The 26,450-nt window shown below is 72.7% G+C and carries 25 protein-coding genes; 12 read left to right on the forward strand and 13 right to left on the reverse strand.

Annotated elements, in window-relative coordinates:
- Window positions 1-10: 10 nt before the first annotated feature.
- From L3X23_RS26670 to L3X23_RS26715, 10 genes are all read right to left on the reverse strand, one after another.
- Entirely contained in the window at window positions 11-1,693 is a 1,683-nt protein-coding gene (locus tag L3X23_RS26670) for an FAD-dependent oxidoreductase (protein ID WP_237195509.1), read from the reverse strand.
- On the reverse strand, window positions 1,690-1,962 hold the full coding sequence (locus tag L3X23_RS26675; protein WP_237195511.1) for a UBP-type zinc finger domain-containing protein: 273 nt from the start codon (window positions 1,960-1,962) through the stop codon (window positions 1,690-1,692). Before L3X23_RS26675 ends, L3X23_RS26670 begins: the two co-directional genes overlap by 4 nt.
- Complete coding sequence (trxA, locus tag L3X23_RS26680) at window positions 1,959-2,423, reverse strand: thioredoxin (RefSeq protein WP_237195513.1); 465 nt, start codon at window positions 2,421-2,423, stop codon at window positions 1,959-1,961. The genes L3X23_RS26675 and trxA overlap by 4 nt, the downstream gene beginning before the upstream one ends.
- Window positions 2,420-5,047 (reverse strand): ATP-dependent chaperone ClpB, encoded by a 2,628-nt coding sequence (clpB, locus tag L3X23_RS26685; RefSeq protein WP_237195515.1) that lies wholly within the window; start codon window positions 5,045-5,047, stop codon window positions 2,420-2,422. The genes trxA and clpB overlap by 4 nt, the downstream gene beginning before the upstream one ends.
- A gap of 4 nt (window positions 5,048-5,051) precedes the next feature.
- Complete coding sequence (locus tag L3X23_RS26690) at window positions 5,052-5,432, reverse strand: chaperone modulator CbpM (protein WP_237195517.1); 381 nt, start codon at window positions 5,430-5,432, stop codon at window positions 5,052-5,054.
- Window positions 5,429-6,418: a DnaJ C-terminal domain-containing protein gene (locus tag L3X23_RS26695; protein WP_237195519.1), complete on the reverse strand. Its 990-nt coding sequence runs from the start codon at window positions 6,416-6,418 to the stop codon at window positions 5,429-5,431. Before L3X23_RS26695 ends, L3X23_RS26690 begins: the two co-directional genes overlap by 4 nt.
- A 3-nt stretch (window positions 6,419-6,421) precedes the next feature.
- On the reverse strand, window positions 6,422-6,988 hold the full coding sequence (locus L3X23_RS26700; protein ID WP_237195520.1) for a nucleotide exchange factor GrpE: 567 nt from the start codon (window positions 6,986-6,988) through the stop codon (window positions 6,422-6,424).
- Between the two features lie 9 nt (window positions 6,989-6,997).
- Window positions 6,998-8,884, reverse strand: coding sequence for a molecular chaperone DnaK (gene dnaK / locus L3X23_RS26705; protein ID WP_237195521.1), 1,887 nt, complete (start codon window positions 8,882-8,884; stop codon window positions 6,998-7,000).
- Between the two features lies 1 nt (window position 8,885).
- Window positions 8,886-9,416 (reverse strand): general stress protein, encoded by a 531-nt coding sequence (locus tag L3X23_RS26710; protein WP_237195522.1) that lies wholly within the window; start codon window positions 9,414-9,416, stop codon window positions 8,886-8,888.
- A gap of 141 nt (window positions 9,417-9,557) precedes the next feature.
- On the reverse strand, window positions 9,558-10,196 hold the full coding sequence (locus L3X23_RS26715) for a DUF1345 domain-containing protein (RefSeq protein ID WP_237195523.1): 639 nt from the start codon (window positions 10,194-10,196) through the stop codon (window positions 9,558-9,560).
- 207 nt (window positions 10,197-10,403) lie between these two features.
- Between L3X23_RS26715 and L3X23_RS26720 the strand changes: the two genes are divergently transcribed.
- Window positions 10,404-10,730 carry an ANTAR domain-containing protein gene (locus tag L3X23_RS26720; protein ID WP_237195524.1) on the forward strand — a complete coding sequence of 109 codons (327 nt, stop codon included), beginning with the start codon at window positions 10,404-10,406 and terminating at the stop codon, window positions 10,728-10,730.
- A 12-nt stretch (window positions 10,731-10,742) separates the two neighbouring features.
- Here L3X23_RS26720 and L3X23_RS26725 read toward each other — a convergent pair whose 3' ends face one another.
- On the reverse strand, window positions 10,743-12,908 hold the full coding sequence (locus tag L3X23_RS26725) for a glycogen debranching N-terminal domain-containing protein (RefSeq protein ID WP_237198129.1): 2,166 nt from the start codon (window positions 12,906-12,908) through the stop codon (window positions 10,743-10,745).
- Between the two features lie 88 nt (window positions 12,909-12,996).
- A complete protein-coding gene (locus tag L3X23_RS26730) occupies window positions 12,997-14,517 on the reverse strand; it encodes an alpha/beta fold hydrolase (protein WP_237195525.1) in 1,521 nt (506 codons plus the stop codon).
- Window positions 14,518-14,811: 294 nt separating this feature from the next.
- On the opposite strand from L3X23_RS26730, the gene L3X23_RS26735 reads away from it, so the two are divergent.
- The 10 genes from L3X23_RS26735 to L3X23_RS26780 all read left to right on the forward strand — a co-directional run bounded on the left by L3X23_RS26735 (window position 14,812) and on the right by L3X23_RS26780 (window position 24,000).
- Window positions 14,812-15,483: an HAD family phosphatase gene (locus L3X23_RS26735; protein ID WP_237195526.1), complete on the forward strand. Its 672-nt coding sequence runs from the start codon at window positions 14,812-14,814 to the stop codon at window positions 15,481-15,483.
- A 24-nt stretch (window positions 15,484-15,507) separates the two neighbouring features.
- Window positions 15,508-16,299 carry a glutamine amidotransferase gene (locus tag L3X23_RS26740; RefSeq protein WP_237195527.1) on the forward strand — a complete coding sequence of 264 codons (792 nt, stop codon included), beginning with the start codon at window positions 15,508-15,510 and terminating at the stop codon, window positions 16,297-16,299.
- A gap of 20 nt (window positions 16,300-16,319) precedes the next feature.
- On the forward strand, window positions 16,320-17,354 hold the full coding sequence (locus tag L3X23_RS26745; RefSeq protein WP_237195528.1) for a LacI family DNA-binding transcriptional regulator: 1,035 nt from the start codon (window positions 16,320-16,322) through the stop codon (window positions 17,352-17,354).
- On the forward strand, window positions 17,351-18,310 hold the full coding sequence (locus L3X23_RS26750) for a PfkB family carbohydrate kinase (protein ID WP_237195529.1): 960 nt from the start codon (window positions 17,351-17,353) through the stop codon (window positions 18,308-18,310). Before L3X23_RS26745 ends, L3X23_RS26750 begins: the two co-directional genes overlap by 4 nt.
- Entirely contained in the window at window positions 18,307-19,323 is a 1,017-nt protein-coding gene (locus L3X23_RS26755) for a ribose-phosphate pyrophosphokinase (RefSeq protein WP_237195530.1), read from the forward strand. Before L3X23_RS26750 ends, L3X23_RS26755 begins: the two co-directional genes overlap by 4 nt.
- 100 nt (window positions 19,324-19,423) lie before the next feature.
- Window positions 19,424-20,530 (forward strand): LLM class flavin-dependent oxidoreductase, encoded by a 1,107-nt coding sequence (locus L3X23_RS26760; protein WP_237195531.1) that lies wholly within the window; start codon window positions 19,424-19,426, stop codon window positions 20,528-20,530.
- Complete coding sequence (locus L3X23_RS26765) at window positions 20,527-20,850, forward strand: NIPSNAP family protein (RefSeq protein WP_237195532.1); 324 nt, start codon at window positions 20,527-20,529, stop codon at window positions 20,848-20,850. The genes L3X23_RS26760 and L3X23_RS26765 overlap by 4 nt, the downstream gene beginning before the upstream one ends.
- Before the next feature lie 206 nt (window positions 20,851-21,056).
- Window positions 21,057-22,511: a nicotinate phosphoribosyltransferase gene (locus L3X23_RS26770; protein ID WP_237191049.1), complete on the forward strand. Its 1,455-nt coding sequence runs from the start codon at window positions 21,057-21,059 to the stop codon at window positions 22,509-22,511.
- 68 nt (window positions 22,512-22,579) lie between these two features.
- Window positions 22,580-23,650, forward strand: coding sequence for a phosphotriesterase (locus L3X23_RS26775; protein WP_237195533.1), 1,071 nt, complete (start codon window positions 22,580-22,582; stop codon window positions 23,648-23,650).
- A gap of 8 nt (window positions 23,651-23,658) precedes the next feature.
- Window positions 23,659-24,000 (forward strand): cupin domain-containing protein, encoded by a 342-nt coding sequence (locus L3X23_RS26780; protein ID WP_237195534.1) that lies wholly within the window; start codon window positions 23,659-23,661, stop codon window positions 23,998-24,000.
- Window positions 24,001-24,119: 119 nt separating this feature from the next.
- Here L3X23_RS26780 and L3X23_RS26785 read toward each other — a convergent pair whose 3' ends face one another.
- The gene (locus L3X23_RS26785; protein WP_237195536.1) at window positions 24,120-25,031 is read right to left on the reverse strand and encodes a LuxR C-terminal-related transcriptional regulator; all 912 of its coding nucleotides are present in this window, start codon (window positions 25,029-25,031) and stop codon (window positions 24,120-24,122) included.
- A 269-nt stretch (window positions 25,032-25,300) separates the two neighbouring features.
- Between L3X23_RS26785 and L3X23_RS26790 the strand changes: the two genes are divergently transcribed.
- Entirely contained in the window at window positions 25,301-26,449 is a 1,149-nt protein-coding gene (locus tag L3X23_RS26790; RefSeq protein ID WP_237195538.1) for a glutathione-independent formaldehyde dehydrogenase, read from the forward strand.
- The last annotated feature ends 1 nt before the right edge of the window (window position 26,450 follow it).

Genomic DNA, 26,450 nt, shown 5'->3' on the forward strand with positions numbered 1-26,450 from the left:
TCCCCCGGGCTCAGCGGAGGGCGGCGAGGTGCTCGTGCACCATCCGGACCGCCATCGCGCCCTCGCCCGCGGCGGACGCGACCCGCTTCACCGAGCCGCTGCGCACGTCGCCCGCCGCGAAGACGCCGGGCAGGCTGGTCTCGAGCAGCAGCGGCTCGGCGTCCCCGGGTGCTCCCGTTCGCCCGGGCCGCCGCGCACCGGGCCCGGTCAGCACGTAGCCGCCGGAGTCCAGCGCCACCGAGTCCGGCAGCCAGGACGTGCTGGGCTCGCCCCCGATGAACACCATCAGGTCGCGCGCGGGCAGCCGCTGCTGCGCCCCCGTCACCGTGTCCCGCACCCCGACGGCCTCGAGGCGGCCGTCCGCACCCGCCAGCTCCTCCACGGCGGTGTGCAGGTGCACCTCGACCCGCGGGTCCTGGGCGATGCGGTCGGCGAGGTAGCGCGACATGTTCTCGTCGAGCGTGTGTTCGAGGACCACCAGGTGCACCTCGGCGGCGTGGCCGGACAGGAAGATCGCGGCCTGACCGGCCGAGTTGCCCCCACCGACGACCACCACGGGATCCCCGACGCACTGCTGGGCCTCCAGCGGGGTGGCCGCGTAGTAGACGCAGGTGTCCTCGAACCGGTCCAGGCCGGGGACCGGCAGCCTGCGGACGCGCACGCCGGACGCGACGATCACCGTGCGGGTGACCAGCTCGTCGCCGTCGGCGAAGCGCAGGACGTGGTGCCCGTCGCGCTCCGCCAACCCCACCACCTCCGACGGCACGGAACGCCGCACCCCGAACTTCTCCGCCTGCAGCAGGGCGCGTTCGGCCAGCTCGCCCCCGGAGATCCCGGAGGGGAAGCCGAGGTAGTTCTCGATGCAGGACGTCCGCGCCGCCTGCCCGCCCGCCGCGACGCCGTCGAGCAGGGTGGTGTCCAGGCCCTCCGAGGCGCCGTAGACGGCCGCCGCGAGCCCGGCCGGACCGGCGCCCACCACCACGAGATCACAGATCTCTGCGCCATGGCCGAGGTCACGCAGCCCGAACGTCGGCGCGAGCTCGGCGGTCGACGGGTTGCGCAGCAACGTGCCCCGGTAGAGCACGATCGGGGTGTCGGCGGGACCGAGCCCCAGCGACCGCAGCAGCCGCTCGGCGGTGGGGTCGGTCTCCAGGTCCAGGAACCGGTGGGGCAGCCGGTTGCGGGCGGCGAACTCGCGCAGCTTCCGGGTGGCGGCCGAGTAGCGGGAGCCGATGATCCGGAACCCGACGCCCTCGCCGAGGGTCAGCCAGCGGCGGACGAGGTAGGCCCGCAGCACGAGGTCGCCGAAGGCGGAGTCGCGGGCCGCCAGGCTGCGCAGCCTGGCGGCGGGCAGCGCCAGGACCTCACCCGGGTCGACGACGACGTCGCTCAGGAAGGCGGGCTGCCCGGTGAGGACCCCGAGCTCGCCGAGGAAGCGGCCGGGCCCGTGCACCCGCACCACCCGCTCGTCGGGCGTCCCCAGCGCCTCGACGACGGCGACCCGGCCGGAGAGCAGCACGAAGAACGTGTCCTCGGGGTCGCCCTCGGTGATGAGCACCTCCCCGCGCGTCGTGGGCCGACGCTCCCCCCACTCCTCGAGCTCGCGCAGGCGCGTCTCCTCGAGGCGGGGGAAGGCCCCGGAGACGTCCGGCGTCTCCCCGGACGGCACGTCGGCGGGCTCCCGGGTGATCACACCGGTACCCCGTCGACGAAGCACCAGCGCCAGTCCTCACCCGGCTCGAACGACCGGATGATCGGGTGGCCGACCAGGCCCGCGTGCCTGCGGGCGTGTCGGCCCGGGGACTGGTCGCAGCAGCCGACGTGCCCGCAGGTCAGGCACAGCCGCAGGTGGACCCAGGGGGATCCGGTGCGTAGGCACTCCTCGCAGCCCTGCGGCGTGCGGGGCTCGACGTCCTCGCGGACGTAGGCCAGGTGGGGGTCGATGCCCAGCGGAAGGGTCACGGGTTCTCGGTTCCTCTCGACTGCAGCGCCTCGTCCAGCCAGCTCCGCAGCGCGGGCTCGGGCGCGGCTCCGGGCCGGCGGGCCAGCACCCGGCCGTCCCGCAGGACCATCAGGGTGGGGACGGCCTGCACCTCGAACCGCTGCGCGAGTCGCGGCGCCCGGTCGATGTCGACCTTGACCAGCTTGAGCGCGCCCGCGCGGTCGGTGGCCAGCCGTTCGAGGACCGGGCTCACCATCCGGCAGGGGGCGCACCAGGTCGCCCACAGGTCCACGAGCACCGGGACCGGGGCCTGCTCCGCGACGACCGCGAAGTCGTCGTCCCCCGCGTCGGCGATCCAGGGCAGGGGCTCGTGGCAGTGGCCGCACTTCGGCACCGACGCCGCGGCGGCGGGCACCCGGTTCCGCGTCCCGCAGTGCGGGCAGGTGATCGTGCGCGTGCTCTCCGCCGCCGCGGCGCTCATGCCGGCGCCCCGACGGGCTGGTGGGTGACGACGAGCCGGTCGTCGCCCACGTCGATCCGGACGGTGGAGCCCTCGATGGCCCCGTCGCGCAGCAGCGCGCGGGCGACCTGGGTCTCGACCTCCCGGGCGATGAACCGGCGCAGCGGACGGGCCCCGTACACCGGGTCGTAGCCCTCGCGGGCGATGAAGCGGCGGGCGGCGTCGTCGATCTCCACGGTGATGTCGCGCTCGGCGAGCCGCACCCGCAGGTCGGACAGCATGAGCTCCACGATGTTCTCGATCTCGCCCTCGTTCAGCGGCGTGAACAGCACGGTGTCGTCCACCCGGTTGAGGAACTCGGGCCGGAAGTGGGCCCGCAGCTCGGCCAGCACGAGGTCACGGGCCTTCGGCTCCAGCCTGCCGTCCTCGGTGACCCCGTCGAGCAGGTACTGCGACCCGATGTTGGACGTCATGATGATGACCGTGTTGCGGAAGTCGACGGTGCGACCCTGCGCGTCGGTGAGCCTGCCGTCGTCGAGGACCTGCAGCAGGGTGTTGAAGACGTCCGGGTGCGCCTTCTCCGTCTCGTCGAACAGCACGACGGCGTACGGACGCCGCCGGACCGCCTCGGTGAGCTGGCCGCCCTCCTCGTAGCCGACGTAGCCGGGCGGGGCGCCGACCAGCCGGGACACGGTGTGCCGCTCCTGGTACTCGCTCATGTCGAGCCGGACGATGTTGTCCTCGGAGTCGAACAACGCCTGGGCCAGCGCCTTCGCCAGCTCGGTCTTCCCGACCCCGGTCGGGCCGAGGAAGAGGAACGAGCCCGTGGGCCTGCGCGGGTCCTTCACCCCGGACCGGGCCCGGATGATCGCGTCCGCGACCGCCTGCACCGCCTCGTCCTGGCCCACCACGCGCCGGTGCAGCACCTCGTCCAGGCGCAGCAGCTTCTCCCGCTCGCCCTCGGTCAGCCGGGAGACCGGGATCCCGGTCCACACCGAGACGATCTCGGCGATCTCCTCCGCCGTCACCACCTCGCGCAGCAGGCGGTGCTCGCCCTGCTTCTCGGTGAGCCGGTGCTGCTCGGCCTCGAGCCTGCGCTCGAGGTCGGCCTGGCGCGTGAAGCGCAGCTCCGCCGCGCGGTTGAGGTCGTAGGAGCGCTCGGCCTCGGCGATGTCGTGGCGGACCTGCTCCAGCTCCGCCCGGAGGTCCTGGACCCGCTTGATCGCCTGCCGTTCGGCGTTCCACTGGGCACGCATCGCGTCGGCCTCGCCGCGCAGGTCGGCCAGCTCGCGGCGGAGCTGGTCGAGCCGCACCCGGGACGGCGGGTCCTCCTCCTCCTGGGCGAGCGCCGCCTCCTCGATCTCCAGCCGCATCACCTTGCGGGTGATCTCGTCCAGCTCGGCGGGCATGGAGTCGATCTCCGTGCGCAGCCGGGCGCAGGCCTCGTCGACCAGGTCGATGGCCTTGTCGGGCAGGAACCGGCCGGTGAGGTAGCGGTGGCTCAACGTCGCCGCGGCGATCAGTGACCCGTCGAGGATCCGGACGCCGTGGAAGACCTCGAACCGCTCGCGCAGCCCACGCAGGATGGACACCGAGTCCTCGACGGTGGGCTCGTCGACGAAGACGGGCTGGAACCGCCGCTCCAGCGCGGCGTCCTTCTCGACGTTCTGCCGGTACTCGGCCAGCGTCGTCGCGCCGATCATGTGCAGCTCACCGCGGGCGAGCATCGGCTTGAGCATGTTGCCCGCGTCCATCGAGCCCTCGGACGCCCCCGCACCGACGACGGTGTGCAGCTCGTCGACGAACAGCAGGATGCGCCCCTCCGCGGCCTTGACCTCGGACAACACCGCCTGCAGCCGTTCCTCGAACTCGCCGCGGTACTTCGCCCCGGCCACGAGCAGCCCCATGTCCAGGGCGAAGATCGTGCGGTCGCGCAGGCCCTCGGGGACGTCCCCGTCCACGATGCGCTGGGCCAGGCCCTCGACGATGGCGGTCTTGCCGACCCCGGGCTCGCCGAGCAGCACCGGGTTGTTCTTCGACTTGCGGGACAGGATCTGCACGACCCGGCGGATCTCGGCGTCGCGGCCGATCACCGGGTCGAGCCGACCGGCGCGGGCCGCCTCCACCAGGTCCGACCCGTACTTCGTCAGCGCCTCGTACGCCCCCTCCGGGGTGGCGGAGGTGACGCGCTGGTTGCCCCGCACCCGGGTCAGTGCGGCGAGGAAGGCCTCGCGGGTGACGCCGTGGCGGGCCAGCACCCGGCCCGCACCGCCTGCGGACCCCTCGTCCGCGAGCGCCACGAGCAGGTGCTCGACCGACACGTACTCGTCCTTCATCCGCCGCGCCTCCCGGTCGGCGGCGTCGAGCAGCGCCGCCAGCCGGCGGGTGACCGCGACCTGGCCCGGCTGGGCACCCGGCCCGGTCGTGCGGGGCTTGCGGCCGAGCTCGGTCTCCAGGTCGGCGCGCACCGCCGCCACGTCGACGTCCATCTCGCCGAGCAGCCGGGGCACCAACCCGTCCGGCTGGTCGACCAGCGCGGCCAGCAGGTGCTCGCCGTCGACCTCGGTGTGGCCTGCGCGGGTGGCCAGGTCCTGTGCCTCGGACAGGGCCTGCTGGGACTTCTGGGTCAGTCGGTTCGGGTCCATCGCTTCAGTTCCGCTCCGATCGGTCGTCCGTCGGCTGGGGGGTGGGGGGTCGGCGCACCGGTTCGGTGCGCCCGCGGACGCGCAGCGCGGTCTCGAGGTCGGCGATCCGGTCGAGGAGGTCGCACACGAGTCCGAGGGCGGCGTAGTTCAGCGGCAGGGCTGCCCGCAGCCGCTGCAACCGGGCGACGGCCGGCACCTGGGTCGGGCTGAACCACGGGGAGCCGTCGACGTGCCGCGCGGCCGGGATCAGCCCCAACGCCCAGAACCGGCGCACCAACTCGGGATGCAGGCCGCACCGCCGGGCGAGCTCCGCCTCGTCGAGCAGGGCCGGCCCCTGCGCCGATCCCCGGGCACGGACCAGCACGTAGCGACTCTGCGGGTTCATCGGCGGCCCTTCGCGTCGTCGGTCGTGCGGCGCGGATCGAACGACGACGAGGCCGCGAGCTGGGCGTACAGCTCGCGTTCGCGGTCGTCGAGCCGGGTCGGCACCATGATCCTGATCTCGGCGAACAGGTCGCCCGGCTGCCCGCGCGGGTTCGGCATGCCCTGTCCGCGCAGGCGCAGCCGGCGGCCCGACGACGAGCCGGGCGGCACGGTCACCGTGGTCTCGCCCCAGGGGGTGGCGACCGGGACGGTCGCGCCGAGGGCCGCCTCCCACGGCGCGAGCCGCAGCTCGACGCGGATGGTGCGGCCCTCCACGCGGAAGCGCGGGTGCGGTCGCAGCCGCACCACCAGGTAGAGGTCCCCCGCCGGGCCCTCGCCGAGTCCCTGCCCGCCCTCCCCGGCCAGCCTGATCCGCCTGCCGTCGGTGACGCCGGGCGGGATGGTGACCGTGTAGGTGCGCGGTCCCTCCGGTCCGTTGAGGGTGATCTCCTTGCGCCCGCCGCGGTAGGCCTCCTCCACGGTCAGTGGGAGCTGGGCCTCCTGGTCCGCGCCCGCGGTGCGGCCCGCGCGCGTCCCGCGACCTCGGCCGCCGAACATGCCGCCGAGGAGGTCCTCCAGGTCGATCCCGTCGAAGCCCTCGAAGCCCTCGAAACCCCCGCCGAACCCCCCGTCGCCGTCGGTACCCCCCGAGGTCCAGGTCGCCCGGCGCCCGCCCCCGGCCCGGCCGCCCACCCCGGCGCCGACGCGCTCCTCCCAGTCGTCGGGGACCCGCCGGAAGTCCTCCCCGAACCGGTCGTAGCGCTTGCGCAGCTCCGGGTCCGACAGCGCGGAGTACGCCTCGTTGATCTCCTTGAACCGCTCCTCCGCCCCCGGGTCCTTGTTGACGTCCGGGTGGTTCTGCCGGGCCAGCCGCCGGAACGCCTGCTGCAGCTCGTCGGCACCGGCGTCCCGGGACACCCCCAGGACGTCGTAGAAGTCGCGGGCCACCGCTCAGCCCTCCGACCGCTGCGCCACGGTGACGGCGGCCGGTCGGAGCTGGCGCCCGGGGGCGCCGTAGCCGGGGCGGACCACGGCGGCCACCGCACCGGGCGGGGCCCCGGACCCGTCGGCGTCGACCACCCCGACCACCTCGTGCCGCGCCGGGTCGAACGGCACCCCGGGCTCGTCCTCCCGTCCGTACCCGAGCCCCGCGACGACGGCGAGGGCCTGCTCACGCAGGGTGCGGATGCCTTCGACCAGGGCGTCGGGGTTCGCCGAGGCATGCTCGAGCGCCCGGTCGAGGGTGTCGAGCACCGGGAGGAAGGCCGAGGTGACCAGGCCGCGCTCGTTCTCGCGCTCGCGGGCGACCTCTCGAGCGTAGCGCTTGCGCAGGTTGTCCAGGTCCGCCGCGGCCCGCCGCCAGCGGTCCTCGGCGGCCTCGAGCGCCCGCCGGGTGGCTCCGTCCGGCTGCGGCGCTCCCTCCGCACGTCCCTCCGGCGGCGATCGGGTCTCGGTGGCCTCCGCGTCCGGTGCGTCCTCCGGCGGGGCGGACGGCGGGTTCGGTCCGGGCTCACGCATCGCCGCAGGTCACCTCCGGTCGAACTCGGCGTCGACGACGTCGTCGTCGTCCACGGTCGCCCCGTCACCGGTCGCCCCGCCCCCGACCGAGCCGTTCGAGCCGCCCGAGGCCGCCTGGAGCCCGGCCAGCACCTGCTGCAGCTCGCCGGCCAGCTCGCGGGCGCGGTCGAGCGGCACCTGGTCGGCGACGGCCTGCCGGGCGTCGGTGACCAGCAGCTCGGCCCGGGCGCGCTCGTGCGGCGGGGCCGCGTCGCCCAGCTCGTCCAGCCGGCGCTGCACCTGGTAGGCGGCGCTGTCGAGCTGGTTGCGCGCGTCCACCTCCTGCCGCAGCTGCTGGTCCGACGCCCGGTTCCGCTCGGCCTCGGTGACCATCCGCTCCACCTCGGCGGTGTCGAGGTTGGCGCTCTCGGAGATCGTGATGCCCTGCTCGGCGCCGGTGTCCTTGTCGCGCGCCGTCACGTTGAGGATGCCGTTGGCGTCGATGTCGAAGACGACCTCGACCTGCGGCTCCCCGCGCGGCGCGGGCCGGATGCCGGTGAGCTGGAACCGGCCCAGCACCCGGTTGTCCGCCGCGCGCTCCCGCTCGCCCTGGAGCACCACGACGTCCACCGCGGGCTGATCGTCCACCGCGGTCGAGAACACCTCGCTGCGCCGGACCGGGATCGTCGAGTTCCGCTCGACGATCGTGGTCATCAGCCCGCCCTGGGTCTCCACCCCCAGGGACAGCGGGGTGACGTCGAGCAGCAGGACGTCGGACACCTCGCCCTTGAGCACCCCGGCCTGGATCGCGGCGCCGACCGCCACGACCTCGTCGGGGTTCACGGTCATGTTCGGGTCCTTGCCGCCGGTCAGCCTGCGCACCAGCGCCTGCACCGCCGGGATCCGGGTCGACCCGCCGACCAGGATGACCTCGTCGACGTCGTCCGCCCCGACCTTGGCGTCCGCCATGGCCTGGCGCACCGGCCCCATCGTGCGCTCGACGAGGTCCTCCGTGAGCTGCTCGAACGTCGAGCGCATCAGCGTCGTGGTCAGGTGCTTCGGCCCGGTGGCGTCCGCGGTGACGAACGGCAGGCTGACCTGGGTCTGGCTGACCGAGCTGAGCTCGACCTTCGCCTTCTCGGCGGCCTCGTAGAGCCGCTGCAGCGCCTGCGGGTCCTTCCGCAGGTCGATGCCGTTCTCCTGCTGGAAGCCGTCGGCGAGGTGGTCGACGATCCGGCGGTCGAAGTCGTCACCGCCGAGGTGGGTGTCACCGGCGGTGGCCCGCACCTCGACCACACCGTCGCCGACGTCGAGGACGCTGACGTCGAACGTCCCGCCGCCGAGGTCGAACACCAGCACCGTCTCGTGCCCGCCCTTGTCCATCCCGTAGGCGAGCGCCGCGGCGGTCGGCTCGTTGATGATCCGCAGGACCTCGAGGCCCGCGATCCGCCCCGCGTCCCGGGTGGCGGTGCGCTGCGCGTCGTTGAAGTAGGCGGGGACGGTGATCACCGCCTCGGTGACCCGCTCGCCGAGGTGCCGCCCGGCGTCGTCGGCGAGCTTGCGCAGGATCTGCGCGGAGATCTCCTCCGGCGCGTACAGCTTGTCCCGCACCTTGACCCGGGCGTTCCCGTTCTCGTCCGGGACGACGTCGTAGGTGACCTGACCGGCCTCCTCCTCGACCTCCTCGAACCGGCGGCCGATGAACCGCTTGACCGAGTAGATCGTCCCCGTGGAGTTGAGGATCGCCTGCCTGCGGGCCAGCTGGCCGACCAGGCGTTCGCCGCCCTCGGTGAACGCCACCACCGACGGCGTCGTCCGAGCCCCCTCGGCGTTGGGGACGACCGAGGCCTCGCCGCCCTCCCAGGCGGCGATGACCGAGTTCGTCGTCCCGAGGTCGATACCCACCGCGCGTGCCATCTCAGTCCTCCTCTGCGAGCAGCCGGGCGGCCCGGTCGGCCACCTCGTCGTCGACGACCAGCTCGAACCGCTGGGGGCGGGTGTAGGCCACGGACGCGAAGTCCCGGCGACCCCGCTGGAACGCGTAGACGATCATCCCGATGACCGCGCCGATCACCGCGCCGAGGAGCAGTCCGTAGACGGCGAGCAGGATCGCCGCGACCAACGGATCGGCCCAACCGAAGATCCCGAAGAGCCAGCCGAGCAGCGCGCCCGGGACGGCCCCGCTCACCGCGCCCCGCCAGGCCGCGGTGGGGTAGTTCATCCTCCCGGTCACCTGCTCGACGGCCTGCAGGTCCTGGCCGACGATGGCGACCCGCTCGACCGGGAAGTCGCGGTCGGCGAGCCGGTCGACCGCACGTTCGGCGTCGGCGTAGTCGGCGTACGAGGCGACGGTCCGCCTGGCCGAACGGGTCGAGGCACCGGGGCTGCCGGGCGACCACGGATCCACGGCGGCGCCTCCGCGCGCGCCGGTCGGGTCCTTCAGGGACATGGAGTGTTCCTCCTGACGGGTCGACGAGAGAGCTGCTGCGGCGACCACGTCGGACTGCGGCCGTTCACGCCGTCCACGCTGGCCCGTGGGGGCCGGCGTCGGCAATCGGTCGTCCTGCCGATGTCGGTGCCCGGGTTGCTCTCAGACGGTGGTCAGCAGGCTGACGGCCACGGCGATCAGGACGCTCCCGAACAGGTAGGACAGCAGCGCGTGCCCCAGTCCCACCGTGCGGATCCGGGTGGTCTCCAGACCGGTGTCGGACACGGCGAAGGACATGCCGACCGTGAACGCGAGGTAGGCGAAGTCCGCGTACACCGGGTGGTCGTTCCCGGGGAACTCGATGCCGCCGTCGTTCCCCTCGAAGTAGAGCCGCGCGTACTTGAGGGCGAAGACCGTGTTCACCAGGGCCCAGGACAGGATCGCGTCGACGATGGCGAGGACGACGCCGGCGACCGCCGCCGCGTCCTGCCGGCCTGCGGTGACCACGCCCGCGAGCACCGCGGCCAGGCTGGCCACGGCCGCGACGAGCACCACCGTGTCCATGACGTGAGACCGACCCTCCTCCTCCGCCAGGCGTTTGGTGCCCCGCTCGTCCTGCGGCCAGCTGATGCGCCAGACCCACGCCAGCAGGATCGTCACCGCGACGGCCCAGCCGACGAGCACCATCAGCTCGGCCGCGCCGAGCAGGACCACGGCGACCGCGGCGGCGATGCCCGCGGCGAACGACACCGCCACGCGACGCCAGGAGATGATCCGGGCGTCCTGGTCGCCAGCGTCCACGCCGCCTCCTCGTCCGCACCCCGTCCCGCCGCTCCATCCGACTCCGCCCGCCGGCGCAGCAGTATCGGCAGAGTTGCCCATCCCGGCCGGCGTCGTGCCGCGGATCGGTCGCACTGCCGATTTCGGGCGCCGGAACGGGCCGCCACGCTGGAGGTCGGCGCCACACGGTGCGCACGCGGCGGCGTGCGGGGGAGGACCAGGACTTCGATGATCACCAGCTCGTCCGCGCAGGCGTCCGTCGTCCCGGCACCGCGCTCCGACGCCCACCCCGAGCTCGACGAGCTGCAGGCCCGGCTCCGGGCGGCGGAGGAGCGGGTGGCCAACCTGGAGCGCGCGCTGCTCAGCAGCCGACGGATCGGTGTCGCGATCGGCATCCTGATGTGCAGCCGCCGGCTCACCGACGAGCAGGCCATCGCCGCGCTCGTCGCCGAGAGCCAGCGGCGCAACGTGAAGGTGCGGGAGCTGGCCGAGACGCTGATCCTCACGGGAACGCTCGACGACCCGCCGAACCCCGGGCCGCGCGGGCGACGCTGAGCGCGACGCCCGTCAGTCGGATGGGTCCTCCACCGGGCGGGGCGCGCAGCGCAGCTCGACGCCCGAGGGCACGCCCTCCACCCGCGTCTGGCCGTCGGTCACCTCCACACTGAGCCGGCCCTCTCCGACGCCGACCCCCTCGACCCGCAGCGGGGCGAAGGCCCCGGGCAGCACGGGGGCGACCCACAGCCGCTCCCGGGGGAGCTCCGGGTCGAAGCGCAGCAGCGTCCGGATGAGCTGGACCGGGGTGGCCGACGCCCAGGCCTGCGGTGAGCAGGAGGTGGGGTAGGGCACCGGCTCGGGGAACTCGTCGCGGTCGAAGCCGCAGAACAGCTCCGGGAGCCTGCCCCCGAAGTGCTCCGCCGCGTCGAGGATCCCCTCCGCGACCCGCTGCGCCTGCGCCACGAAGCCGTAGCGCATCAGCCCGGCGACGACGAGGGCGTTGTCGTGGGGCCAGACCGAGCCGTTGTGGTAGCTGACCGGGTCGTAGGCACCCATGGTGCTGCTGAGCGTGCGCACCCCCCAGCCCGTGAACATCTCGGGGGAGAGCAGGTGCTCGGCGACCAGGGGTGCCTTGTCGTCGTCCACGATGCCGCTCCACAGGCAGTGGCCCATGTTCGACGCGCAGGCGTCGACCGCGTTCTTGTCCCGGTCCAGGGCCAGGGCGTACCAGCCCCGCTCGGGGAGCCAGAACCGTTCGTTGAAGGCCGCCTTGAGGGCCGCCGCCCGCGTGGACCAGTGTCGGGCACCCGCGTCGTCGTCGAGCTGGCGGGCGAGCTCGGCGCGGGCGCGGAAGGCGTCGTAGGCGTAGCCCTGGACCTCGCACAACGCGATCGGTGCCTCGGCCGGGCGGCCGTCGGCGAAGGTGATCCCGTCCCAGGAGTCCTTCCAGCCCTGGTTCTGCAGCCCGCGGTCGGTCGCCCGGCGGTACTCGAGGAAGCCGTCCCCGTCGCGGTCGCCGTGGTCGGCCATCCACGCCAGCGCCCGGTCCGCGTGCGGCAGCAGCTCCTCCACGGACCTCCGCTCGCCGCCCCAGCGGGCGAACTCCGCGAGCAGCACCACGAACAGCGGCGTGGCGTCCACCGTGCCGTAGTAGATGCGCCCGCCGCCCAGGGACAGGCCCGAGTGCACCCCCAGCCGCACCTCGTGCAGGATCCGGCCGGGCTCCTCCTCGGTCACCGGGTCGGTCGCGCGACCCTGGTGGCGGGCGAGGGTCCGCATCGTGCCCAGCGCCAGGCTCCGGTCGACCGGCAGCGCCATGTAGGCGGTGAGCAGCGAGTCCCGGCCGAACAGCGCCATGAACCAGGGGGCGCCCGCGGCGACCGCGGCGAGCGTGGGGTCCTCCGGGTCGAAGATGCGCAACGCCCCGACGTCCTCCTGGCTGCGGCGCAACGTCCGCTGCAGGCTGTCGTGCCCGGTCGTGGCGAGCGGGGTGGTCTCCCGCCAGTGCTGCAGGCGCCGGGCGGGCAGGGACTCCCGTTCCGGCTGGTTCAGGGGGAAGGCCGCCTCGACGGCCTCACCGTCCAGCACGGGACGCACCAGCAGCGAGATCGACCACCGACCGCCCGCGGGGACATAGGCGTCGTAGGAGATGGTCGCCGCCCCCGCGCCGCCCGAGGACACGGCGACCGTGCCCGCGGGCGCCTCCACCACCGTGCCGCGGTGGGTCCCCCGCCAGTGCAGGCCCAGGTAGAGGCGGTCGTCCTGGGCCTGCGCGCCCGGCTCGCCGCGCGGGTGCACGCGCCCCTCCTTGACCTCGAAGAGGTCCGCGAAGTCCGCCTCGACGGAGAGCGTCACGCTGCACGTCGTCGGTTCGGCCCCCGGGTTGCGCAGCACCAGGTCCTCCCGGAGCCCGTTGCCGATCCGCCGCTCCCGCTGCACCAGGACGTTGGTGTCGGTCCGCCCGAACCGGCGGGACAGCCTGCCGAGGAAGGTGGCGCGGTAGGGATCGGGGTTCAGCGCCGCCAGCGGGTCGGGGACCTCGCCGTCCACCCGCAGCTCCCAGCGGGACAGGATGCGGGTGTCCCGGAAGAAGACGCCGCACGGCCCGCTGCCGCCGATGTCCCCGCCGGACGTGCAGATGCAGAACGACGCCCCCTCCACGAGGGTCACCGCGTTCGCCCCGACGCGTGCCGGTTCGTTCTCCGGGTTCCACTTCTCGGGCAGCGAGGCGCCCATCGTCACCGCTCTCCGTCGTCCCTACGCCGAGGGTCCACGGTCCTTCCGGCGGGCGGGCGGCGGCAATCGGTCGTTCTGCCGATGGGGCTCAGGTGAACGGGGCGGGCGCGGTGGCGGCGGCACAGCTCGTGTCCACCGCGGCCGGATCGTCGAGGAAGTCCTGCATGATCCGCAGCGAGCACTCCGGCGACCAGAGCAGGACGTCGTGGGCCGCGTCGGCGAACCGGGCCCGGGTGCTGTGCGGGAGGGTCGCGGCGACCACGTCGCCGTTGGCCGGAGCGGTGATCGCGTCGAGCGCGCCGTCGAGGACGAGGACCGGCCGGTCGCTCCGCACCGGTTCGCGGAGGGCGCCGGGTGCCGCGGGCACGTCCCACGCGGCACAGTCGCCGGTCAGGAAGGGGATCTGCGGAGGGTGCGTGAGCAGGGCGTCCGGCAGTTCGGGCAGCGCCGCCCGGCCGCTCGCCAGCAGGGCGTCCGGGGTGGTCGGGGACTCGGCGCAGAACACCCCGAGCGCCAGGCCGTAGGCGGTGACGCCGGAGGGCGGCAGCCCGGCGAGCAGGGCGGTCGCGGCGAGTCGACCGTCGCCGCGGGCCAGGTTCTCGACCAGCGCGGGTATCCCGCTGATCGTGCCGGGGACGAGGGAGGCGGTGACTGCGAGGTTGACCAGCTTGTACCCGTCGACGACGACGGTGGTTCCCTCCACGGTCACCGTGCGCGGGGTGGTGGTCAGGTCGGTGGCCAGCCGGAAGAAGTCCTCGCGCAGGGTCGGGTACGCCGTCCGGCACGCCGGTTGGGCGGCGCAGGCGGCGAACAGGGCGTCGAGCCCGCTGCGAGCGGACGGCCAGAAGCTCTCCGGGGTGTTGAGCTGCGGCGGCACGACCGAGTCGAGGACGACGGCGCGGATCCCGTCGGGATGGTCGCGCACGGTCTGCAGGGCCAGGTCGGTGCCGTAGGAGACGCCGTAGAGGTCCCACTCGTCGATGCCGAGCGCGGTCCGCAGGTCGGCGAGGTCCGCGGCGTTCTCGGCCGTGTCGTAGGCGGCGAGGTCCCAGCCGGCGGTCGTCAGGCGCTCCCGGCAGGCCGCGGTCGCCGCGGCGCTGCGCGCGGCCGTCGCGGGATCGGTGGTGACCAGGCCGACGAGCTCGGCCTGGAAGGCGTCGATCTCCGGGCAGGAGAGCAGCGGATCGGACTTCCAGGTTCCCCGCTGGTCGAGGAAGATGACGTCCCGGTCGCGGTTCCAGCCCGCGGCGATCCGGGGCGCCGCGCTGATCAGCCCGCTGCCGCCCGGCCCGCCCGCGAGGTAGACGAGCGGGTCGGCCTTCGGGTTCGGGGCGGTGGCCGCGGCGCGGGCGACGGCGAGGCGGAGGGTCCGGCCGTCCGGCCGCGTGCGATCCTGCGGGACCGTCAGGTAACCGCACTCGACGCCGGGCCCGAGGTCGAGCTGGGTCACCCCCGGGTAGATCGGGTTGGGGCAGGCCGCGGGGCTGAAGGCGGCGGGTGCGGCGGTCGCGGACGTGGTCGCGGGGGCGGCGGGCGGGGGACTGCCTGCGCACCCGGCGAGCGCGAGCACGCCGATCACCGCCGCCGCTCCCCGTCGTCGGGCACTCATCGCGGTCGCCTCCCGGTCGCCGTGGGTCGGGGTGATCGTCTCCAGCCGGGGGGCGCACGACAATCGACCTGCGTCGGGTCCGGGTGCGGACCTGGGTCCTGCGCCGTCCGGGGTCGCCCACCCGGCGGGCCGGAGCGCGGACTCGATCGGGCCGGCTAACCAGATGGAAACGTTCGTGATGTTGTTCTGCGCTCCCGTCCGTGGCTAGTGTCGAGCACAGCGGTGGCATGCTCGCGCAGCGCCGCCGGTCGTCAGAGTTCAGACTAGAAACGATTACTGCCGAAAGGACGCTCTGTGGCGCCCCGCCTACACGTCTTCGACATGGACGGCACGCTGCTCCGCGGCGCCGCCGCGCTCGAGCTGACCCGCCACTTCGGCGACCCCGAGACCGGGCACGCGATCGAGGCCCGCTGGATCGCGGGCGACATCAGCGACGACGAGTTCTGGCAGACCCTGCTGGACGTCTGCGGAGACGCCCCCGCCGAGGAGGTGGACGCCGCCTTCCGGGGGGCGGCGTGGATGACCGGCGTCCCGGAGACCTTCGCCGACATCCGCGCCCGGGGCGAGATCGCGATCGTGGTGTCGCAGTCCCCCCACTTCTTCGTGCGCAGGCTCGAGGACTGGGGCGCGCACGAGACCTACGGCACGGACCTGGAGCTCGGTCGGCCGCTGCGACCCGGTGTCACGCTGTCGGCCGCGGCCAAGGTCGAGATCACCGACGCCGTGCGGGCCCGGCACGGGATCGCCGAGGCCGACTGCGTCGCCTACGGCGACTCCCGGTCGGACCTCGCGCTGTTCGCCCGGCTGCGCCACACCGTCGCGGTGAACGCGACCCCGGCCGTCGTCGAGCTGGCGGCGGCCACCTACGAGGGCACGGACATCCGCGAGGCGTACGCGCTCGGTCGCGAGCTGCTGGCGGGTGACCGGCCGCAGACGTCATCGGGCGGTAACAAGAATCGTTTATAGTCGGCGCAGACGAGAGGAGGGCACGTGCCCGACAACCTGAGCTCCCCATCCCTGCGCGTCCTGGTCGCAGGTGAGTCCTGGATCAAGCACACGATCCACATGAAGGGCTTCGACCAGTTCCACTCCACCGAGTACGAGGAGGGGGCCGGAGTCTTCCTGGACTGCCTGCGGGCGGCGGGCCACGAGCTGACCTACGTGCGGGGACACGAGATCTCGGCGTGCTTCCCGAAGACGGCGGAGGAGCTGGCGGCGTTCGACGTCGTCGTCATCTCCGACATCGGCTCCAACTCCTTCCTGCTGCCGGACGAGACGTTCCTGCGGTCGCAGAAGTCCCCCAACAAGCTCTCCCTGGTCGCGGACTACGTGGGTCGCGGCGGCGGGCTCGTGATGATCGGCGGGTACCTGTCGTTCACCGGCATCGACGGCAAGGCCCGCTACGGGATGAGCCCGCTCGCGGGCGTCCTGCCGGTGGACCTGATGCCCACCGACGACCGGGTGGAGATGTCCGACGGGCTGAAGGTCGACGTCTGCGAGCCGACGCACCCCGTGCTGGGGGACACTCCCGCCGAGTGGCCGATGCTGCTGGGCTACAACCGGACCTTCCCCAAGGAGGGCTCCACGGTGGTCGCGCGCACCGGTGACGACCCGCTGCTCGTGGTGGGTGGCTACGGCCGTGGCCGCTCCGTGGCCTTCACCTCCGACCTCGCGCCGCACTGGGCGCCGCCGGAATTCGTGGAGTGGGAGCACTACGCGGGGCTGTGGACGTCGATACTGTCCTGGGCCGCAGGCGGTCCCGACGCAGGCGAGAGCCCCTGACACCGCGAAGGTGACCTGACGTGACGCAGTCCGACCGCAGGCGCAGGCGGCCGACGATGAAGGACGTGGCCGAGCACGCCCGGGTCTCGTTGAGCACGGTGAGCTACGTGCTCAACGACTCCGGGCCGGTCGCGCCCGAACGGCGGGACCGGGTGCTCGACGCCGTCCGCGTGCTGGAGTACTCGCCCAATGAGTCCGCCCGCAACCTCAAGCGCCGCGGCGCCGCCACCATCGGCATGATCGTCCCGGAGCTGACCAACCAGTTCTTCGCGATGGTGACCGAGGGCGTGCAGCGGGCCGCCTCCGCCCGAGACGTGCTCGTGGTGCTGGTCGTGCCGGACGCGACCGAGCAGCCGGAGGAGAAGCAGGCCAAGCTGCTGCGCAGCCAGCGCATCGACGGCGTGATCTACCTGTCCGGCACCGGGTCCATGCCGGCGTCGATCTACGAGCTGGCCCGCGTGGGGCCGGTCGTCCTGGTCGACGAGCAGATCCCCGGCCTGGACCTCCCCGCGGTGGTGTGCGAGGCCCGCAAGGGCGCCCGGGAGGTCGCGGCCCACGTGATGCAGCACGGACACCGCCGCGTCGCCGTCATCGGGGGCCCGCCCAGCCTCTGGACCGCCCAGCAGCGGCTGGCCGGGTACCGCGAGGCGTTCGCGTGGGCGGGGCTGGACCCGGACTCCGTACCGGTGTTCGCGGGGGACTACCGGCAGGCGTCCGGGCGCGAGCTCGCGGCGCGAGCCCTCGCCGCGGATCCGCGGCCCACCGCGCTGGTCTGCATGAACGACCTGATGGCCATCGGGGCGATGGAGTACTGCCGCGCGGCGGGGCTGCGGATCCCGGAGGACGTCAGCATCGTCGGGTTCGACGACCTCCCCGTCTCCGCGCTGCTCACGCCGCGGCTGACCACGGTCCGCCAGCCCGCCCACGACATGGGCTTCCGGGCCGCGTCGGCCCTGTTCGACCTGCTGGAGAACGACGAGTCCGGCGCCATCGGCGAGCTCCCCGCCGTGGTCCAGGTGCGGGACTCCGTGTGCCCGCCGAGGGCGGACGCGTGACGCCGAGGGTGGTGGTCGTCGGCGCGGTGAACGTCGACCTGGTGGTGCGTGCCGATCGGCTGCCGGGTCCGGGGGAGACCGTGGTCGGGCCCGGGGTGGAGCGGTACGGCGGCGGCAAGGGCGCCAACGCGGCCGTCGCGGCGGCCCGGGCGGGTGCGGAGGTGCGCTACTGCGGCGCGGTCGGTGCGGACGACACCGGGTCCGGTGCGCTGGCCGAGCTGCGTGCCGAGGGGATCGACGTCGAGGACGTGGCGGTGCTCTCCGACGTGGCCACCGGGGTGGCCCTGATCGTCGTGGACGGTGGGGGCGAGAACCAGATCGCGGTGGGTGCCGGGGCGAACGCGGCCGTCGACCCGGCGGCGGTGCGTGCCGCGGTGGCCCGCTCGGCGGACTGGGCGGGCTGCGTGCTGGTCAGCACCGAGATCCCGCCGGAGGCGGTCGCCGCCGCGGTGGAGACCGCGGCCGCGCACGGGCTGTCGTGTGTGCTCAATCCGGCGCCGGTCGCCGCCGGGCTGGTGGACCTGCTCGGTCTCGGCCCGGTCGCCACGCCGAACCGGTCCGAGCTGCGGGACCTCTACGCGTTGGTCGGGGAGGGCGCCGGGGAGACGGCCGAGATGGCGGCCGCGGTGGCCGCGCGGACCGGCGCGCCGGTCGTGGTGACGCTCGGCGGGGACGGAGTGCTCGTCGTCGATCCCGAGCGGGGGCCGACGGCGCTACCCGCCCCGTCCGCGGAGGTCCGGGACACCACCGGCGCAGGCGACACGTTCAACGGGGTGCTCGCGGTCGCCCTGGCGGCGGGCGCCCCGGTGGGCGAGGCCGCCGCCCGCGGTGTCGCGGCCGCCTCGCTGTCCGTCGGCACGGTGGGGGCGCGCTCGGGCATGCCGAGCGGCGCCGCCATCGACAGAGCTGTCGGTGCCGTCGGTGGCGCTGTCGGTGCCGCTCGCTCCACCTCATGACCTCTACGAAGGGCGTACCGATGGCGGTGTCGTTGCGGCGGGGCTACGACAAGCGGCTGATGTTGTTCTCGGGCCGGGCGAACCCCGAGCTGGCGGCCGCCATCGCGCGGCAGCTGGGGGTGGATCTCGGCCCGATCACCCTCAAGACCTTCTCGAACGACGAGATGTACTGCCGGTTCGAGGAGTCGATCCGCGGCGCGGACGTGTTCCTCGTCCAGCCGATGTGTGCCAACCCCGCTGCCGGGGTCAACGCCAACGACGCTCTGCTCGAGCTGCTGGTGATGGTCGATGCCGCCGTGGGGGCGAGTGCTCACCGGGTGATCGCGGTGACGCCCTGGTACGGCTATTCGCGGCAGGACAAGAAGTCCGCTCCGCGTGAGCCGATCTCGGCGCGGATGGTCGCCCGGACGCTGGAGGCGGTCGGGGTGGACCGGGTGTTGACCATGGACCTGCACGCGGGTCAGTTGCAGGGGTTCTTCGGCATCCCGGTGGATCACATGACCGCGTTGATGATGCTCGCCGACCATTTCGCGAGTCTGGACGACGATCTGGTGGTCGTCGCTCCGGACGCGGGGCGGGTGAAGCTGAACAAGCAGTTCGCCACCCGGATGGGTGCGGGGCTCGCGATCCTGGACAAGGAGCGTCCGGCCCAGCAGGTCGCGGAGATCAACCAGGTGATCGGGGATGTGCGCGGGAGGACGGCGATCATCGTCGACGACATCATCGACACGGCGGGCACGCTGCGTGCGGCGGGCGAGGCGGTGGCCCGGGCGGGTGCGCGACGGGTGTTCGCCGCCGCCACCCATCCGGTGTTCAGCGGCCGGGCGTACGAGAACCTGGCCGCGTCGCCCTTCGAGCGGATCGTGGTGACCGACACGATCCCGCTGCGGCCGGGTGCCCCGGACATGATCGACGTCGTGTCCTGTGCGCCGTTGCTCGCCGACTCCATCCGGCGGATCTTCACCGACGACTCGGTCAGCGAGGTCTTCGGTGGCCAGAACCACCTCTTCTGAGGTCACCTGATGGAAACACGGAGCCCCTTGGCGCTCCGGGCTCGGATCGCTAGTGTCTCTAGAAACGTTTATATGCACCCTGCCGGCGAGGAGAGACGACATGGCGCTGAAGTTCTGGGTGACCACGCCCTTCTTCCATCCGGACATGGAGCGGCCCTGGGGTGAGCTCCTCCAGGACATGCTGACGATCGTCGACACGGCCGAGCGGCTGGGCTTCGAGGGCGTCGCGATCAACGAGAACGTGTTCCAGAACTACGTGGCGAACCCCAGTGCGTTGGCCTTCGCCGCGCTCGCGGCGGCCCGGACGGAGCGGCTGCGGATCCTGCCCGGCGTGGTGGTGCTGCCGAGCTACAACCCGCTGTTGATCGCGTCGGAGATGGCGATGCTGGACCATCTGGCGCCGGGCCGGGTGGGCATCGGGGTGGCCCGCGGCGGGGGCCGGTACCAGCTGGACCGGATCGGGGTGGACCCGGCCGCGGCGCGGGAGGTCTACGAGGAGGCCCTGGAGATCATCCGTCGGGTGTGGGTCGAGGACGACGTGACCTACGACGGGCGCTACTTCTCGTTCCCGCGGACCACGATCGTGCCGAAACCGGCCTCGCAGCCCGGCCCCGACCTGTGGGTCGGCTCGCAGAGCGTCGACGGTGTGCGGAAGGTGGCGGCGCAGGGCCTCAACCTGCTCACCGCGCCGAACTGGGGCAACTTCGAGCCGCACGGGGACCTCGAGGCGCTCCTCGAGGCCTTCAACACCGCGGCGGCCGAGAGCGGCGCGCCGCGCGGTGAGGTCATGGTCTACCGGCACACCTGGCTGGGGCGCACCGAGGCGGACGCGTTGGAGTACTTCGACGACATGGTGAACGAGTACAACCACTACCTCGCCCTCACCCAGACCGGGCCCGGTGCGGGCACCCGGGAGGCCCGGCTCAAGGCGCGGGACGTGGGTGAGCAGGTCGAGTTCGTGGAGGCGGGCCGGGTCGTGGCCGCGACCGAGTCGCCCTCGTCGGACAACCTGTGGGAGAAGTACTCCGACCCGGTCCTCAGCACCGCGGACAAGATGATCGAGCGCTTCACCGCCATGGAGGCGATGGGCGTGGACCATCTCGCCTGCCTGATCGCCTGGGGCCAGCCCGTCGAGGCCGTCGTCGCGCAGATGGAGCTGATGGCCGAGCAGGTGCTGCCCGCCTTCACCGAGGGGGGTCGGGCGTGATCTTCGAGGTCCGGGAGTACGTGGCCGTCCCCGGGCGGCTCGGCGCGGTCGTGGAGCTGTTCACCTCGGCCACCGTGCCGCTGCTGGCCAAGCACGGCATGGAGCTGGTCAGCGCGGGGCGCACGCTGATCGGCGAACACTCCTGGGGCGAGCTCGTCTACACCTTGCGCTTCGCCGACCTGGCCGACCTCGAACGCAGGTGGGGCGCGCTGCTGGCCGATCCCGAGTGGGGCGCGGCGCTCGCCGCCGCCGAGGCGGACGGCCCGCTCTTCCAGACCATGCGGCGACGGGTCCTCGACGCCGCGCCGGTCACGGCCTGACGACGGTGCCTGCCTGCGTTTCTCGACGATGTAGAAACGTTAAAACCGTGTGTAAGCCTGCCGTGGGGCCTGGTCTGATGCTCCGCATCGGTCCAGGGTGAACAGCGACGGAGAACCGGTCTCGCTCGAGCGGACCCGGAGGGTCGAGCTCGCACGATCGCTCGCAGTGCATGCAGACTAGAAACGACTCAAGTGAAGGTGGACCGATGGGGTATCTCGACAACCTGATCATCGACACGGACAACTACAAGCACTGTCACTATCCGCTGTACCCGAAGGGTACGGAGTACGTGTCGAGCTACATCGAGTCTCGTGGTGGTCTGTTCCCGGTCACCATGTTCGTGGGGCTGCAGGTGTATCTGCGGGAGAAGCTGATGAAGCCGATCACGCTGGAGGACATCGACGAGGCCGAGTTCGTGGTCCGTGAGCAGGGTATGCACTTCAACCGGGAGAACTGGTTGGGGATCTTGAACGATCACGGCGGGTATCTGCCGGTGGAGATCGAGGCGGTGCCGGAGGGGACGGTGTTGCCTGCCCGCAACGTGTTGGTGCAGGTGATCAACACCGACCCGAAGTACTTCTGGGCGACCAGCTTCTTCGAGACCGCGCTGCTGCGGGCGGTGTGGTATCCGAGCACGATCGGCACGGTCAGCTGGCTGTCGAAGATGGTGATCAAGGAGGCGTTGGACCGTACCGCGGACTCGTCGGCGGGGTTGCGGTTCATGTTGCACGACTACGGCGCCCGTGGGGTGAGCTCGCAGCAGTCCGCGGCGCTCGGCGGCCTCGCGCACCTGGTGAACTTCGACCAGTCCGACACCGTGCCGGGCATCCTCGCCGCGAAGCGGTACTACAACGCGGGGAAGGTGTCGAACTCCGGGCCGAACGCCGAGCACGCGGGTTTCTGTGCGTGGGGGCGGGACGACGAGGTGGGTGCGATCCGGAACATGCTCGAGACCTACGCCCCCGAGGGCTGCGCGCTCGTGCTCACCGACACCTACGACCACGAGAACTGTGTCAAGAACATCATCGGTGGCGAGCTCAAGGAGATGGTGCAGAACTTCCCGGGTCTGGTCGGTGTGCGCCCCGACTCGGGGGACATCGTGCAGGTCACCGCGGACACCACCGGCTGGTTGATGGACATCTTCGGGTACACGGTGAACTCGAAGGGGTTCAAGGTGTTGCCTCCGTTCATCCGGGTGGTGCAGGGCGACGGGGTGAACTTCCACTCGCTGCCGCAGGTGTACATGGAGTTGGAGCGGCGTGGGTTCTCCGCGGAGAACGCGGTGTTCGGTATGGGTGGTGGTCTGTTGCAGCACTGGAACCGGGACACCATGAACTTCGGTCAGAAGGCGTCGGCGGTGTGTGTGGACGGGCAGTGGCGTGAGATCGCCAAGTCGCCGACGGGTGCGGCGTTCAAGGCGTCGAAGCGGGGCAGGTTGGCGCTCAAGCACGAGGACGGCGTGTACACCACGGTGCCGAAGGGGTCGATCCCGGAGTCGGAGAACGTGCTGCAGCCGGTGTTCCGGGACGGCAAGCTGCTGCGCAAGTGGGACTTCACCGAGCTGATCGCGAACAGCGAGAAGGAGGTGCCGGAGTCCTACTACATCGACCATGTCGGGCCGCTGCGCACCGTCTCCTCGGAGATGGCCGTCTCCGCCTGACCCCGGCCCGGCGCCCCGTCCCCCCCACGGGGCGCCGGCCGGCCCGCACGACCTGAGAGGCACCACCGATGGACGACTCGACCGTGCAGGTCACGACGGTGCAGGTGAGTACCGTGCGCGGCCCGGTTCCCGCCGCCTCCCTCGGGATGACCCTCACCCACGAGCACCTGCTCTGCGACTGGTCGGCCAGGCCGCGGCCCGAGCCCGAGGACCCGGCCGAGCGCGCGTTGTTCCACGCGCAGGTGAGCCCGGAGCTGCAGTGGGTGCTCCGCGAGGACCCGCGCTGCTGTCGGGACAACGCCAGGCAGGACGACCCGGACGCCACGGTCGCGGAGCTGGAGAACTTCGTCGCGGCGGGTGGGCGGACCGTCGTGGACTGCACCAACGGCGACATCGGCCGCGACCCGCTCGCGCTGCGGGCCGTCGCGGAGCGGACCGGGCTCAACGTGATCATGGGTTCGGGCTGGTACGTGCACCTGTTCCACGCCGCCCGCCGGGCCCGGACCACCGTCGAGGACCTGGTGGCGGAGATCGTCGCCGAGTTCGCGGACGGCGTCGGGGACACCGGGATCCGGCCCGGGATCATCGGGGAGATCGGGGTCTCCCCGCAGTTCACCGACGCCGAACGGACCCACCTGCGCGCCGCGGCGCAGGCGCAGCGCGAGCTCGGGGTGCCGCTGTTCGTGCACCTGCCGGGCTGGCAGCGGCGCGCCCACGAGGTGCTCGACATCGTGCTCGACGAGGAGGGGGTCCGGCCCGAGGCGGTCGTGCTGTGTCACATGGACCCCTCCGGGGAGGACCCGGACTACCAGCGGGCCGTCGCCGCACGCGGCGTCTGGCTGGAGTTCGACATGATCGGCATGCCGTTCCTCTACGCGGGCGAGGGCCAGTGCCCGGCCCCGCACCAGACCGCGGCCGCGGTCGCCGCGCTGGTCGCCGCGGGCCACACCGACCAGCTGCTGCTCAGCCACGACATGGCCACCAAGGCCATGTGGACCCGCAACGGCGGCAACGGCTACGGCTACGTCCCCCGGTTCTTCCTGCCCCGGCTGCAGCGCCTCGGCGTGCCGGGCGAGGTGGCCGCGGGCCTGTTGACCGCCAATCCCCGCCGCCTGTTCACCGCGGCGGGCCATCGATGAGGAGTGTTGTGAGCCAGCTTCTGGGGAACGCCTTCGCGGCGGAGCTCGACTGGGCACCGAAGACCCCCGAGTTCCGCACGGGTGCCCGCTACCTGGACGGGATCACCGCGGACACCGCGGTGGACGTCTGGGGCGCTGAGGTCGGCGAGTACGACGGGGTCACCGCCGACGAGATCTTCGTGGTCCTCGAGGGCAAGGCCGAGGTCACCTTCCACCGCACCGGCGAGACCATCGCGATCGGACCGGGGGACGTCGTCCGGCTCTTCGCCCGGGACACCTGCACCTGGCGGACCATCGAGACCCTCCGCAAGGTGTCGTTCTACGTGCCGCCCGTCGCGACGGGATCCTGATCGCCGATGCCGCGTCGGACGTCCTGGGCACCGGGTGGTTCGCCGCCCGGGCCGCCCGGTTCGGGCCCGGGACGACCGTCGCAGTGGTGTGCGACGGCGCGGTCGGGCTGCCGATGTCCTCACAGGGTCCAGGCGCGCGGGAGCGTCGGGACGTAGAGGCCGTCTCGCTCGGCGCGGACCGCGGCGAGGGTGCGCGTCGGGGCCTCGAGCTTGTGGAGGATGTGCTCCAGGTGGGCGGCCACGGTGCGCGGGGCCACCACGAGTGCGTGCGCGATCTCCTGGTTCGAGCACCCCTCGACCAGCAGGCCCAGCACCTCGAGCTCCCGCGGCGTCAGGCTCCGGAGGTCGGTGCCCGGCGCCAGCAGGACGAGGCCGGTGACCGCGGGTGGAGCGTCCTCGGGTGCCGCGATGGCGGTCACCCGCAGGTGGCCACTCGGGGCGTGTCGACCGCCCATCGGCCAGAGGAACGAGCAGTAGACGTGCCCCTCGTCGACGCGCTCGCGGGCGGCGGCCAGCACCGGCGAGTCCGGGACCAGCAGCGCGCTGTCCGGTAGGCCCGGCAGTGGTCGGCAGCCCCCGTCCTCGCACAGCACCGCGGCGGCCGTGGCCCCCCGCACCAGGTGGGCGGCGGTCAGCAGCGAGCGCATCGGGTCGATGCCGTGCGCGAGCACGGGTGCGAGCCTGCCGAGCCTGCGGCGGACGAGCGGCGACGGTGGGCGCCGGTCACCGGAGAGCAACGCGAGGAAGCCGACGTGTCGCCCCGTCGGGGTGAACAGGTTGAGCGCCATCGCCTCGTGGATCCCGAACGGAATCAGGCAGTCGGCCCACGTGGACAGCTCCGGTCGATCGAGGTCGAGGCTCGCCAGCGAGCGGTAGCCGGGTCCCACGGGATCGGCGAGCGCCAGCCAGGCGGCGTCGAACGGGACGAGCCCGCGCAGGACCTCGAGGAGGGCCCGCGCGCGCTCGGAGCCGGTCCCCGGCGAGGCGGCGGTCTCGGCCAGGAGCAGCTCTCCGGACTGGTGCGAGCGCATGTGCCCTCCACAGTTCGCGCCGTGACCGTGGCCGCGCACCGAAGGGCTGCTCGCTGGATCGGCGGGGCACTGGTCAGCTCCCCGGTCGTCCCGCTGAAGCGACCCTCACTACCCGGGCGGCGGAGGCGGAAACCGGTGACGGCCCACACGTTCTGCGCCGTGTGTGGCGGTATCGGCAGGTCTGCCACTACCGGGTCCCACGCCCCGCCGTTGCAATGGAGCCGCGCCGGCCGGACGAGTCGGGTTCATCGACGACGAGGAGTGACAGCGTGCGAGCAGTGGTCTACGACGGCCCGCGACAGGTCAGCGTCAAGGAGGTGCCGGACGCGCGGATCGAGCGTCCCACCGACGTCCTGGTCCGGGTCACGACGACGAACATCTGCGGCTCCGACCTCCACATGTACGAGGGCCGCACCGACTTCGAGCCCGGCCGCTGGTTCGGGCACGAGAACATGGGTCAGGTGATCGAGGTCGGCAGCGGTGTCGACAAGGTCCAGGTGGGGGAGTACGTCGTCCTGCCGTTCAACATCGCCTGCGGACACTGCAAGAACTGCGAGCGGGGGCTCACGAACTACTGCCTGACCGCGCAGCCCGAGCCCGGCTGGGCGGGCGCCGCCTACGGCTTCGCCGACATGGGCCCGTGGGCGGGCGGACAGGCCGAGCTGCTGCGGGTGCCCTGGGGCGACTTCAACTGCCTGCGGCTGGGGGAGGACGCCCAGGAGCGCCAGGCCGACTACGTGATGCTCTCCGACATCTTCCCGACGGGCTATCACGCCACCGAGATGGCGGGCGTGACGCCCGGCGACCAGACCGTGATCTACGGCGCCGGCCCGGTGGGCCTGATGGCCGCGCTCTCGGCGACCATCCGGGGTGCGAGCAGGGTGATGGTGGTGGACCGGCACCCCGACCGGCTGCGGCTCGCGGAGTCGATCGGCGCGATCCCCATCGACGACTCGAAGGTGGATCCGGTACAGGCCGTCCTCGACCAGACGAGGGGGCTCGGCGCGGACAACGGGTGTGAGTGCGTCGGCTATCAGGCGCACGACCCCTCCGGGAAGGAACAGCCCAACCTGACGATGAACCGCCTGGTCGCCTCGGTGCGCTTCACCGGGCGGATCGGCACCGTCGGCGTCTTCATCCCACAGGACCCGGGTGCCTCGGACGACCTGGCCAAGCAGGGCAGGATCGCCTTCGACTTCGGCACGTTCTGGTTCAAGGGCCAGCAGGTCGGCAGCGGCCAGGCGCCGGTCAAGCGGTACAACCGGCAGCTGCGGGACCTGATCGCCGCGGGCAAGGCCGAGCCCTCCTTCATCGTGAGCCACGAGCTGCCCCTCGACCGGGCACCGGAGGCCTACGACCACTTCGACAAGCGGGACGACGGCTGGACGAAGGTCGTCCTGCGCCCGGCGGGGAGCTGAC

The sequence above is a fragment of the Pseudonocardia sp. WMMC193 genome (assembly GCF_021728735.1).
GTDB classification, from domain to species: Bacteria; Actinomycetota; Actinomycetes; order Mycobacteriales; family Pseudonocardiaceae; genus Pseudonocardia; species Pseudonocardia oroxyli.